Genomic DNA, 13,197 nt, shown 5'->3' on the forward strand with positions numbered 1-13,197 from the left:
TTCGATAATGTTACGCCACTGCTCAAGGCTACGTGTTTTTCTCATGGCTATCTCCTAATTGAAATTAAGAAATAGCTTAATCGGTTTGACGAATTACTGGCAGGTGCACTTTGCTAGACGCTTACACCTAAACCGAAAGAAATATCCGAACTGTCTTCACTAGAAAAATGAAGCGCACCAACAGTTGAATACTCCATCACCTTGAGTAAATCTGGTATGGAAGGATAAGGAATGTTATGTATTCTAGATAATACCTTTTTACCCCATGAGTCCGGTAAAATATCATCAATGAATCCTAGGGCGGATTTATCACAATATAACTTAAAAACATTTGATGTCAGATGTAAGGTAGATGGATCTATAGGGTGTTTAACCTTTGAGAGATAATCCTTGTGGTACGCAAATTCAACACTATCTACTTGCTTTCTAGTGTTCTCTATTACCCCTGCAATACCACAACGGATAATGTCACCGGATGGTAGTTTGAATCGAACTTTGAATATGTTACTTACCACGTTGTAACCTTATCAATAATATTGAGTTCAAGTTCATTGTTGAGAAATAATTCTTCGAGGTATTTCTTACGGCCAAGAATAGTTAGTACCTTGCAGACTGTTCCCCACGCAACCCCTTCTTTTCCAGCTTCAAGGTTTTGAATCGTAGTGAGGCCAACACCTACTCTAGCGGCAAAGGTCTTTTGGGTATCATTGGGGAATTTTCTTTTTCGGAGGGTTTGTATTTCCTTCCCTTTTTTTAAAAACCAATCATTATCCATAAGCCTTACCAATTAAAACACCTGTTATAGCAGGTATTATATATCATTAATTCAATTAACACCTGTTATTTCAGGTATTAATTTTTGATTGTAATTAATGTTTTTAATAATTAAAGCTACCAAACATCTTGAATTATAGTGCCTCTCAAAAATTCATGCGCATTAAAATTTATTCCAGTCTGTTAATGATCCTATAGGCAACGGGGGACTTATTACACTTTAAGCCCTATATTCCTGTTAAGGGGTTAATTCATTTTTATTATCATACATCAATAAATTGTATAAAAAACAGGCTTAATAGTAATTTCGAGGGGATGGGCACAAAACCCCATTCAGCTGGAATTAGAAATGCCTTTAGGCAAGGCATTGATTGAAGAGAATGGTTATTCCCTTCTCAAAATCAATAAAGCAACATAAAGCATTTCTAAACCAGCCCTTGTTAACACTGGTCTAATACCGCCACTATTTGCCGAATTTACCAATAAACAGATCTTTCCCTATCAGAAATTAATCCCCTCAAATGATCTTGCTTAGTAGAATTTTTTGGATAAAAGATGTTCGACAAACAGGCAAAATTGCATTTGAAAACCATTAAACAGATAAGTTGAATTTAGTAAATCACAATATATAAGCAAGACAGGAATTTATAAAAATATATTGTGTACGGTCACATTAAATAATCCGTATCATTATTTATAAATACGGCTCCTGGTCATTAGCTCACGGCTGGCGCATTTTAATCCCAGGTTCTAACAGGGTTGAACGATAATCATCGTCTAGCCCTGCCATTTTCTTTTTCCTCGCCATACTTGCTGATTTAGTTGTATCTCGCTTAAATAACGCCATGGCTATTTTTCTCATGACGTTAAACACAAGCGGTCCTTGCTTCTTACGTATTCTCGATTCATCTTCCCTAAAATTCATATCCAACATCCAATGCATACTTTCAACCTGCCAGTGGCTACGTACCGCATTGAGCGATTGCTCTGCATCTAGTGCCAACGAACTAATATACCAACGGGTTTCTATAGTGTCTGTACCCGCCGATTTATCGTGAACTTGTGCGGTGACTTGAATAACACTCTTTAAACCATACCATTGGTAAGTTTTGCCTAACCAACTTTTATCAATAAGTAATTGCTGACAAGTTCTTGTTTCAATGCGCCCATGCCCTGAGCTGATTTCGGCATGTTTATCATAGTTACTCTTGGTTAATCCTTCGCGCTCATTCTTATGCCACCAAGCTTATAATTCAATCTGCATACCCGAGTGGTTGCCCTTTAGCGCCAGAATATAATCCGCTTTCTGCTTAATTATTTGTTTAGCAATTTCTTGTTGGCACCCCATTGCATCAAGCGTGATAATACTATTTTCAATATCCAACAGGGTAAGTAATTCAGGAATTGCGGTGATTTCATTTGTTTTGCTATCAACGGCTGTTTGCCCTAACACTAATTGGTGTTGGCAGCTCCATGCGCTGACGGTATGTAAGGCACTTTTTCTATCTTTGGTTGTAAATGAACGACGTGCTGTTTTTCCATCAATGGCAATGATATCAGCACCAGTGGTTTCAATAAGTGATGATATCCAAGATTGAAATGAATGCTCTATTTCATCTGATTTTAACCGACAAATGACACGGGCAATGGTGTCGTGTCTTGGGATACCCTCTTTGAAAGCGCCATATTTTTTTAACCAATCAAGTTTTAGATGCCCAAAATCTTCAATATCCTCCCATCCTTCTGCGCCGGAGAGTACAGCACTAATGGCTAAGAGGAGAATATCGATAAGTTCATGCTTTTTACAGCGTTCAATGCGAGGATCGGTAATTGAATCAAAGTGTTTCAGAAAAGTAGCGCTCATATTAAGTGACCAAGGTGATTATAATGCCTTGATCTGATCGCTACTTGTTCTAGAAGTTCAATTTATAATGATCTTGCCGTGGATTGTCCTGTATAAACTACTTAATTTGATTGACTTGAGTGGGTTTCTTGACTACCATGTTTTTTAAAATTTTGATGTTAGAGTAAAAATGAAAAATACTTGGATTAGTTTGTTAGTAGTACTATCGATTGCATTGCAGTCGTTTGCTTCTGTGGCTAATTCAAATGAAAGTCATCAGATTGACTCTCTACATATTCAAACAGAACATTCCCATGATAGTGATGATATTGAACTTTTCGATGAATCATCTGACACTGAACATAATATTAAAGATTGCCATCATTGTGGTCACTGTCAAGGCACTCACACACAGTGGGTTGCCAGTAATAAATCTACACTACAGACCCCTAAACTTATTATTACAAATCAATATTTTTATGCTGATCATGTAGATAAAATATTCACTGAAGAACCTATACGCCCTCCAATCGTTTAATTTAGTTTTAAAGCTATATTCGTAACAAATTTATTCTTAACTAGCGCTTAATGTAGCCTAGTTGGTTTAGTTGCGGCATTTTATTATTAAATTAAGAGATTATTATGAAATTTTTCTCAGCAAAATCTGCTGGAATCGCATTATTTATCGGCTTTTCAGCAAGTTTATCTGTTAGTAGCTTCGCTTTTGCTAAGCCAACGCTATCGAGTGACTGGCTCGATCGGCAAATCAATAAACACCCTGATATTGTCTCAGCACGTGAACTCATGAATGCTGAATTTTCCAAAGCACAGGGCAGTAAGTTACCACTTTACAACCCAGAACTATCGACAGGTTACGAGCGTGAAGGTGACGGAAATAATTACAATATTGGTATTAGCCAAACGATTGACTTGTGGGATAAGCAGGCTGTTAATGCTGCTATCGGCGATAAAATATTAACGGCGGCCAGTAAACAATTCACTTATGCGATAGAGCAGAAAAAAGCACAAGCCTTAAAAGCACTTATTAATTGGCAACTTGCCATGGATAAGTCGTCACTTGCTTTTGAACAAGAGCAACAGTTAGAAATCTTGCTTAAAATTGTAACTAAAAGGCAGAAAGCTGGCGATCTTGGTCAGGTTGATGCTGAGTTAACTTTCTTGAATTTGTCGCAAATGCTTAATAAAACGGCCCAAATACAAGCACAGTTAACACAAGCTCAAGCCAAAGTTAATGAGTTGTTGCCTGATTGGCGTCCTGATACACAAGCATATCCAGAGAAGGGCTTAGGCGTTACAAACTTTCAAGTAGCTGAGCAGTGGTTAACGCAGCACCCGCAAGTATTAGCCTCTCAAGCACTGTGGCAAATGCAAAAAAGTAAAGCTCAATATGCCATGCTTGAAACCAAAGCCGATCCTACCATTGGAATTAGTGCCGGAAAAAATGATGTCGATAATGTTGTCGGAGTTACTTTTTCTATGCCGTTAAATATTCGTAATGATTACCAAGCTAATGCCAAAGCACAAAACCAACAAGCTATCGCCGCAGAAGCAAATTTTCGTTCAGTAATGCGTAAGCAAAAGTATTTGATACAGGCAAGTACTGCCTCACTAATCTCTAATAAAAAATACCTTGGCCGTTGGCAACAGTTAATGCAAGGGCGCGGCGAACACAGCGCGCAGTTATTGCAAAAACAATGGCAAGTAGGTGATTTAAATACCTCGGATTATTTATTGGCATTACAACAAAGAGCGGAAGGTTTATACGCGGGCATTGAATTACAAGCCCAGTTCAAAATAAGCGAAGTGCAATGGCTACTCGATGTAGGCCAATTAAATGCGGCAACTAAGCTATTAAACTAAACCTATTATATCACTTTACGCGGCTTGATGAGCGTGAATTGTTACAGAATTTGGAATTAAAAATGAAAAATAAAATAACTGATAAAACATCTCATAAAATAGTGAAAAAAATAAAACTCATTACCCTAAGTAGTTTATTTACTGGCTTAGCTGTCGTGTCAACTACGGCATTATCATATAACGATGCCGCTCTAGAAAAAACGCCAGCAGTAGAGCAATCCATCGTATTAAAAACTGACCATGATCATGACTCTGAAAGTGAAGAAGTGCATGACGAAAGTGGTCATGAACATGGTAGTGATGAAAGCAAAGACGACCATGCTGCGGAGGAGAAATCTGATGACGGTCATGACCATGGTAGTGAAACAGCGAGTAAAGAAACAGCTGAAGAAGAACATGAAGAAGGCATAAGTTTTAGTCCAGAAAAAATGGCACTCGCCAATATCAAAGTGACTAACTTAAAGCCGGCAATTTTTGCTAAAAGTATCTATGCACCAGGAGAAATAAAAGCGAACGGTTATACCAGTTACATTGTCTCTTCACGTACTGAATCGGTAGTGATCAGTCGTCATGCTATTTTAGGTGAACATGTGACTAAGGGTCAGTCTTTAGTTACCTTATTTAGTGAATCAATGGCCGAAGCACAAGCACAATATCGTGTTGCTTACAGTGAGTGGCAACGAACTAAAAAATTGGGCCTTGGCACCGTCAGTGAAAGCCGCCTATTAGCCAGTGAAACAGATTACATTTCAGCTTATGGTCGATTAACTGCCTTTGGTTTAACCAAAGCAGCCATTAAAGATATTGTAAAAAACAACTCATCAAATCTTGGTGAATATACCTTAGTCGCTCAGCGCTCTGGTGTGGTTTTAAGTGATGATTTCTCTCAAGGACAACGTGTGCCTGCCGGTGAAAAAATCATGGTATTGGCTGATGAAAAAGACTTATGGGTTGAAGCGCGTGTTTCGCCAAATAAAAAATTAAGTCTTCCTATTGGCACCATTGCAAAAGTTGAGTTTGCCGGGCAAGTGCATGTTGCCAAGGTCATTCAAGAAGCACATACCATTGATCCAAGTACGCGTACCCGAATCGTTAGACTGTCGGTTGAAAATACTGATGACAGTTTGCATTCAGGCATGTTTGTTAATGTAAATTTTCAGTTTGATACGCAAAGCCCTGTAATAGCAGTACCAGAAACAGCATTAATGCGTGGTGCCGATGGTGATTGGACGGTATTTGTTGAAGACCATTCTGGTGAATTTAAAGCCGTTGAAGTTGAATTAGGTCAGCCATTAGGCAATTACCGTCAAATTATCGGTATTGAGCCTAATACCCGTGTGGTAACAAAAGGTGCCTTTTTTGTTGCGTCAGAAATAGCAAAAGGCGGATTTGATCCGCACGGCCACTAGGGGAATAAGATTATGTTTAATAAAATGATTGATTGGTCGATCAATAATCGACTCTTAGTAATTATCGCCCTAATTGCTACTATGGCAGGCTCTGTTATGGTGATCCCAAAACTAAATTTAGATGCTTTTCCTGATGTAACCAATGTTCAGGTAGCGGTTAATACTGAAGCACCGGGCTTAGCCGCTGAAGAAGTAGAGCAGTTAATAACCTATCCCATTGAAGCAGTAATGTATGCGTTGCCTGATGTAGAGCAAGTACGCTCTATTTCAAAAACGGGTTTATCGGGTGTTACTGTTGTCTTTAAAGGAGGCACAGACATCTACTTTGCTCGCCAGTTAGTATTTGAGCGTTTACAAGCGGCAAAAGAGTTAATTCCGCAAGGCGTGGGCACACCAGCAATGGGACCTAACACCTCAGGTTTGGGTCAAGTTTTTCAGTATTTGTTAATTGCAGATAAAGATTCTGGTTATGATTCTATGACCTTAAGGAGCTTGAACGATTGGATAGTAAAGTTATTGGTTATGCCGGTAGATGGTGTTACCGACGTCTTATCTTTTGGCGGCAACGTCAGACAGTATCAAGTCAACATTGAGCCAAGTAAATTATTATCATATGAGTTAACGCAAGACGATATTGTTACTGCACTCGATAACAACAATGCCAATGTTGGCGGTTGGTACATGAACCGTGGACAAGAGCAATTAGTTATTCGTGGCACAGGTTGGTTTAATAGTGGCGAAGCAGGTTTAGCTGATATTAGACAAGTACCGGTTAAAACGGTTGATGGTACTGTGGTGACTATCGAAGATGTAGCCAAGGTTTCGCTGGGTAGTGAAATACGCCAAGGCGCAGTTACTATGACGCGCAGAGATGCACAGGGTAACATTGAAAACTTAGGTGAAGTGGTTTCAGGTATCGTATTGAAACGTATGGGCGCAAATACTAAAGCGACAATCGACGGTATAAGTGCACGTATTCCAATGATCAACCAAGCACTACCTGAAGGCGTACGTTTTGAACCTTTCTACGATCAGGCAGATTTAATTACTAAAGCAGTTGATACTGTAGTGCAAGCATTAGCGCTGGCATTTATATTTATCGCTATCGTACTTGCTCTGTTTTTAATGAACTTACGCGCAACCTTTTTAGTGTTAATTTCAATTCCTATTTCAATCGCTATCGCCTTAATGGTGATGTCTTGGATAGGTTTATCGGCAAACTTAATGTCGTTAGGTGGTATCGCTGTTGCTATTGGTATGTTGGTTGATGGCTCTGTTGTGATGGTTGAAAACATGTTCAAACACCTTAATAGACCTGATTCAACACATTACAAAAATGCGCAAGCGAGAACGTTAGGCACAGATGCTGATCCCCACGATGTAGAACATGATAAAGAAGGCATTCCTCTACGATTAAAAGAAGCAGGAAAAGAAGTTGCACGCCCGGTATTTTTTGCTGCCTCTATTATTTTAGTGGTATTTACACCGTTATTTAGCTTTGAAGGAGTGGAAGCTAAATTGTTCCAGCCGATGGCTATCAGTATTATTTTAGCGGTTATTTCGGCTATTTTAGTGGCACTGTTTGTGGTTCCAGCCTTAGCAACCTTTATGTTTAATAAAGGCGTTAAAGAAAGAGAAAGTTTTGTCTTAAAACCATTAGATAAGCTTTATCGAAAAGGCCTCAAAGCCGCGATGAAACACACGAAAGTAGTTATTATTGCTTCATTATTGTTACTTGTGGGTGCAGCATCTTTAATACCTCAAATAGGGACTGAATTTGTACCAGAATTAGAAGAGGGTACCATTAACCTAAGAGCAACATTAGCGCCATCAGCAAGTTTAGAAACAGCCTTGTCGGTTGCTCCAATTCTTGAAGAAAAGTTAATGGAGTTCCCCGAAGTTGAATATACCCTAAGTCGAATTGGACGTGCTGAAATCGGCGGTGATCCTGAACCAGTTAATAACATCGAAATTTACATTGGCTTAAAACCTGTTTCAGAATGGACAATTGCCAAAAATCGCGTTGAATTACAAGGTTTAATGGAAGAGAAACTTGAGCAATTCCCAGGGTTATTACTTAACTTTTCACAGCCCATAGCGACTCGTGTAGATGAATTACTGTCAGGAGTTAAAGCGCAACTTGCCATTAAATTGTTTGGACCAGAATTAGATATGTTGGCGAGCAAAGGTCAAGAAATTGAAGCGGCAATCAAACAAATTGATGGCGCAAGAGATGTAGCCTTAGAGCAAATCGCTGGTGAAGCACAGTTAGTGATTAAACCGAAAAGACAGCAATTGTCACGTTTTGGTTTGTCAGTTGGCGATGTCATGGAAGTGGTTAAAAACGGTATCGGTGGCGTTAGCGCTGGCCAAATAATCAATGGTAATGAACGTTATGATATTTATGTTCGCATTGAAGAAAAATACCGTGATAACCAAGAAGCTATTGCAGATCTGAGAATACAATCACCTACGGGTGCTTGGGTACGTTTAGGCGATATTGCTACCGTCAGTTTTGAATCTGGCCCACCACAAGTGCGACGTGATGATGTACAGCGACGCGTGGTAATTCAAGCCAATGTTCAAGGTCGAGACATGGGAAGTGTTGTTAGCGACATTCGTGCAGTTATTGATAGCAAAGTAGATTTACCTGCAGGTTATTCTGTAGTGATTGGTGGTCAATTTGAAAACCAACAACGTGCGCAGCAGCGACTATCAGTGGTAGTGCCTCTATCATTGGCACTAATTGCCTTGCTACTTTATTTCGCCTTTGGCTCTGTTGGTCAAGCGATGCTTATTTTAGTGAATGTACCCTTGGCCGTTATAGGTGGTATTTTCTCACTGTATATTTCAGGTCAATACTTGTCAGTGCCAAGTTCAGTCGGCTTTATCACTTTGTTTGGTGTCGCCGTGCTTAATGGTGTAGTCATGGTAGAAAGCATTAACCAGCTGGTAAAAGATGGTATAGACACCTCAAAAGCTGTTTTTGATGGGGCAGTATCTCGTTTACGTCCAGTATTAATGACCGCCATTACTTCTGCGTTAGGTTTAATTCCAATGCTGATGTCCAATGGAGTTGGCGCTGAAATTCAACGACCACTGGCGAGTGTTATTGTTGGCGGTTTGGTTACTGCAACGTTACTCACCTTGTTTGTGTTACCGGTTTTATATGCTTGGTTCTCAAAAGCCAAAATCAAAGATCTTAGAGACTAACGCGCTAGATAACTTAGTGACTTACTCATTAACTTACAAATTAATAAAGTAAGTAACTAATTTGATAGCACTATAAATCGCTACTAGCTAAGCTCTTGTCAAAAGCAGGGCTTAGCCAGTCATTTTCACTCGATGCAGAGATTCAATAGTAGGCTTTTATTAGCTTCGAATTTTTGCATCCTAAATTTAGGGAATAATGATGAAAAAGCTGTCGTTTTTCAATTGTTCGCCAAACCTCCTTATTATCGCCACCGTGCTATTTATTATAGTGACGGGCAATTCTACATTTTTTGAACAAGTTAATTCGGTATACCCGTGGCAAGATAATCAAGGTTTTATTATCGCTCTGACTCTTGTGGTAATGAGTGTATTAACCATTATTGTGTCATTTTTCAGTATTATCATTCCCGTTCGAATAGTACTGAGCAGTCTTTTACTCTTATCTGCCATGGCTGGTTATTATACCGATAGCTTTGGCACCATCATTGATAATGTAATGATTCAAAACATTGCTGAAACGAATATCGATGAAGCAACTGACTTACTGTCATTTGAGTATTTTTTAACTGTTTTGTTGTTAGCCATAGTACCTATAGCTTGCCTTTTTATGGTCAAAATAGATAAATCGTCATGGACAAAAAACTGTTGGCTACAAATAAGTAATACCATCATGGCACTTGGTGTAATTACTGTTTCACTTTATATTTTTAGTGCTCAATTCACTAATTTCTTTAGAGAACACAAGCCATTAAGATTTTACTTAAATCCTATCTATCCCATTTACTCTACGGGATTTTTCCTCAAGGACGTGCTTGAACAGCAAGAAAATAACGAATTTTTAATGGTAGTAAACTCTGCCAATGATATTGATAAAGAGTCGCATAAAAAACTCTACATTGTCATTGTCGGTGAAACTGTCCATGCGGGTAATCTTTCTATAAATGGCTATAAACGAGAAACTACACCATTATTAGCTCAAAGAGATGATTTAATTAGTTTTGATGAATTCTATGCTTGTGGCACATCAACCGCGATTTCGGTCCCTTGTATGTTTTCATTCGATAACCGAGAGTCATTTGATAATAAAAAAGCACGGCGAACACAAAACGTATTAGATGTTATTTCCAAAGCCGGGGTAAGTGTCCTTTGGCGAGACAATAACTCTAGTTCAAAAGGCGTCGCAGATCGTGTCGAATACCAAAATTTCAAATCACCTGAGCTAAATTCAGTGTGCGATATAGAGTGTCGTGACATTGGTATGTTAGACGGTTTACAGGGGTATATTGATGATCAAGAAGGTAGTGTACTCATAGTGCTTCATCAAATGGGCAACCACGGCCCGGCATATTACAAACGATACCCCAAAGACTTTGAGAAGTTCACTCCTGCCTGTCAAACAAGCGAACTCTCCGCCTGTGAAACTAGCGAAATTGTTAATGCGTATGATAATGCCATTCTCTATACCGATTACTTTATCAATGAAACCATTAATTTATTAGAAGAGAACAATACCAACTTTGAAACTGCCATGTTTTATATTGGCGATCATGGTGAATCGTTAGGTAAGAACGGACTCTACTTACATGGTATGCCTTACATGCTGGCGCCTGAAGAACAGACTCATGTACCTTTAATTGCTTGGTTCGGCTCTTCATCACACGTTGATATGGAAAGTACGGTCAAACAAAGTAAAAAAGAAAGTTCTCACGATGTTTTTTCTTTTTCTTTACTACATGCGTTAAATATCAGCACAGATATGTCATTGCCTGAAAAAGCGCCATCACCACTATTTGTTATGCAAGAGGAAGAGTAAATGTCAAATAATAACCATACGCACAGCCATGCACATAACCATGACGGAAAATTAAGCATGGCAGTATTTATCAATATTTTACTTACTGTGGCCCAAATTATCGGCGGGGTTTTATCAGGTAGTTTATCCTTGATTGCTGATGCGCTTCATAACCTCAGTGATGCAGGCGCTATCGTTATTGCGATTGTTGCGAGAAAAATTGCAAGAAAACCCGCTAATAGCCAAATGACTTTTGGTTTTAAACGGGCTGAAATTATCGGGGCATTAATCAACAGTACTACCCTTATTATTCTTGGTATATATCTCATTTATGCCGCAGTTGAGAAGTACTTTAACCCTCAACCTATTGATGGTTGGATTGTTGTTTGGATTGCGACAATAGCCTTAGTGATTGATTCCATAACCGCGTGGTTGACTTATCAAGCAGGCGCGAAGAATAACTTGAATCTCAGAGCGGCATTTATTCATAATTTATCTGATGCCTTTGCTTCTGTCGTTGTCATTGTTGCGGGTAGTTTGATCATTTTATATCAATGGTATGTTGTCGATTTATTGGCAACCATACTTATCTCGGTTTATGTGGTGTACCACGGTATTATTTTAGCTAAGCAAAGTATTCGTATTTTAATGCAAGCGGTCCCCGTTGATATCGATATCGATAAGATTTGTAAGGATATCGAATCAATGGAGAATGTTGAAAAAGTAAGACACATTCATGTGTGGCAATTAGATGATAGCGAAGTGTATTTAGAAACCAGTGTTAACTTAAAAACGATGGAACAATTCCAAGATCTTAAGCCAATTAAAGATTTGCTCGCAGCTCAATACGGTATTCACCACTCGACCATAGAAGTGGTAGTAGGGAACACCTTGCAAATGGAGAATTGTTTTGAACTTGAGTAAACACCTGCTTTATTCAATGTATGCATTAACGCTTATTGCTTTTTTATTTGAAACAACAAATAGCGATATTTGGCTTCAAAATTTGTTATTCAATGCATCCAACCAAACGTGGTTAATTGATAAATATGAAGAGCCTTATCGTTTTATTTTTTACTTGTTGCCTAAATACAGCATTATTTTATTGGCACTGTCGCTCATTGCTTTTTACGTTATCGCTTGTAGACGCAAGTACTCTAAGCACTTTCAAAAGCGATTATTAGTGGTTATTTTCTCTTTGATGTTAGTGCCGTCAGTCATCGGCGGTTTAAAAGCAACAACCAATGGTGCTTGTCCTGCGCAGCTTGAACTATATGGCGGCGATGTCCCTTATGTTAAGGCGTTTGAATTAATGCCTGAATCGTTTGAGTCAACTAAAAAGTACAAGTGCTTTCCTGCGGGTCATGCCAGCGGTGGTTTTGCCTTAATGTCATTATTCTTTTTGTTTTATCGTCCGAAATACCAATGTATTGCGATAGCGTTTGCTGTTTCTACTGGCTGGATTATGGGGAGTTATAAGATGGCGATAGGTGACCATTTTTTAAGTCACACACTAACAACGATGACGTTGTCATGGTTAATCATTTGTTTGATAGCCGCGGTAGTGTTTCGTACCTTACACTTTCCTAATTCCAAACCTAATGCTAAGAATAGCCAACAGGAGCCAATCAATGGGTGCTAAGCAAAAGCCGACGGGAATAAAACGAATATACCTAGCAGCGGGGCATTCACTCAGAGCGTTTAAATGGCTGATAGCAAATGAAGCAGCGTTTAAACAAGAATTCTGGCTGTCAGTTCTTCTCGTTGTGGGCTGTTTATTCTTTCCATTTTCACTTTTTGAGTACGTGTTACTTTGGTGCGCTTTATTATTCGTATTGTTGGCAGAAATCTTCAATACCGCTATTGAGGCAGTAGTCGATAGAATTGGCGCGGAAATTCATCCACTGTCAGGTTTAGCGAAAGACTTAGGCTCTTTGGCTGTGATGGTGAGCGTTATCATCGCAACTTTAATATGGGCTGGTGTATTTATTCAGCACTTGAGCTTATGAAGTGTAAATGTTATTAGAATGTATAATAATTCAAAAATATATTTAATCTAATACTCTATGTTAGACAATTAAGAATATTTTCAGCCATGTCCGCTATAGATCAAAAAATACAAACATTTTTAGCCAAAACACTCAAATAGTAACTTCTGCTGTAAGCGTATAGCTAACGACACCTAGCCTTGCTTAATATTCCAAGGTAGCAGTGGCTCAAGGTTACTTGGCTGCTCTGCAATATGTTGCAAGCACATTGAGATGTAGTCATGCACTACAAGATCA

At 38.8% G+C, this 13,197-nt stretch carries 10 protein-coding genes and 1 pseudogene; 8 read left to right on the forward strand and 3 right to left on the reverse strand.

Annotated elements, in window-relative coordinates:
• Nucleotides 1–113: 113 nt before the first annotated feature.
• The 3 genes and pseudogenes from H5126_RS20810 to H5126_RS20820 form a co-directional block, all read right to left on the reverse strand.
• Entirely contained in the window at nucleotides 114–515 is a 402-nt protein-coding gene (locus H5126_RS20810; protein ID WP_182721417.1) for a HipA N-terminal domain-containing protein, read from the reverse strand.
• On the reverse strand, nucleotides 509–775 hold the full coding sequence (locus H5126_RS20815; RefSeq protein WP_024596285.1) for a helix-turn-helix transcriptional regulator: 267 nt from the start codon (nucleotides 773–775) through the stop codon (nucleotides 509–511). Before H5126_RS20815 ends, H5126_RS20810 begins: the two co-directional genes overlap by 7 nt.
• Before the next feature lie 720 nt (nucleotides 776–1,495).
• A pseudogene (locus tag H5126_RS20820) lies at nucleotides 1,496–2,638 on the reverse strand (ISAs1 family transposase).
• A 169-nt stretch (nucleotides 2,639–2,807) separates the two neighbouring features.
• Here H5126_RS20820 and H5126_RS20825 point away from each other — a divergent pair.
• The 8 genes from H5126_RS20825 to H5126_RS20860 all read left to right on the forward strand — a co-directional run bounded on the left by H5126_RS20825 (nucleotide 2,808) and on the right by H5126_RS20860 (nucleotide 12,921).
• Nucleotides 2,808–3,155 carry a hypothetical protein gene (locus tag H5126_RS20825; RefSeq protein ID WP_010554760.1) on the forward strand — a complete coding sequence of 116 codons (348 nt, stop codon included), beginning with the start codon at nucleotides 2,808–2,810 and terminating at the stop codon, nucleotides 3,153–3,155.
• Between the two features lie 104 nt (nucleotides 3,156–3,259).
• Complete coding sequence (locus tag H5126_RS20830) at nucleotides 3,260–4,498, forward strand: TolC family protein (RefSeq protein WP_154904222.1); 1,239 nt, start codon at nucleotides 3,260–3,262, stop codon at nucleotides 4,496–4,498.
• A 62-nt stretch (nucleotides 4,499–4,560) separates the two neighbouring features.
• On the forward strand, nucleotides 4,561–5,907 hold the full coding sequence (locus H5126_RS20835) for an efflux RND transporter periplasmic adaptor subunit (RefSeq protein ID WP_154904221.1): 1,347 nt from the start codon (nucleotides 4,561–4,563) through the stop codon (nucleotides 5,905–5,907).
• Between the two features lie 12 nt (nucleotides 5,908–5,919).
• Nucleotides 5,920–9,120: an efflux RND transporter permease subunit gene (locus H5126_RS20840; RefSeq protein WP_182721418.1), complete on the forward strand. Its 3,201-nt coding sequence runs from the start codon at nucleotides 5,920–5,922 to the stop codon at nucleotides 9,118–9,120.
• 199 nt (nucleotides 9,121–9,319) lie between these two features.
• Nucleotides 9,320–10,933 (forward strand): phosphoethanolamine transferase, encoded by a 1,614-nt coding sequence (locus H5126_RS20845; protein WP_154904220.1) that lies wholly within the window; start codon nucleotides 9,320–9,322, stop codon nucleotides 10,931–10,933.
• Nucleotides 10,934–11,836 (forward strand): cation diffusion facilitator family transporter, encoded by a 903-nt coding sequence (locus H5126_RS20850; RefSeq protein ID WP_154904219.1) that lies wholly within the window; start codon nucleotides 10,934–10,936, stop codon nucleotides 11,834–11,836.
• Nucleotides 11,829–12,554 carry a phosphatase PAP2 family protein gene (locus H5126_RS20855; protein WP_259418322.1) on the forward strand — a complete coding sequence of 242 codons (726 nt, stop codon included), beginning with the start codon at nucleotides 11,829–11,831 and terminating at the stop codon, nucleotides 12,552–12,554. The genes H5126_RS20850 and H5126_RS20855 overlap by 8 nt, the downstream gene beginning before the upstream one ends.
• Nucleotides 12,544–12,921: a diacylglycerol kinase gene (locus tag H5126_RS20860; RefSeq protein WP_182721419.1), complete on the forward strand. Its 378-nt coding sequence runs from the start codon at nucleotides 12,544–12,546 to the stop codon at nucleotides 12,919–12,921. The genes H5126_RS20855 and H5126_RS20860 overlap by 11 nt, the downstream gene beginning before the upstream one ends.
• The last annotated feature ends 276 nt before the right edge of the window (nucleotides 12,922–13,197 follow it).

Source organism: Pseudoalteromonas sp. SG45-3 (assembly GCF_014164075.1).
In the GTDB taxonomy this organism is placed as follows: Bacteria; Pseudomonadota; Gammaproteobacteria; order Enterobacterales; family Alteromonadaceae; genus Pseudoalteromonas; species Pseudoalteromonas distincta.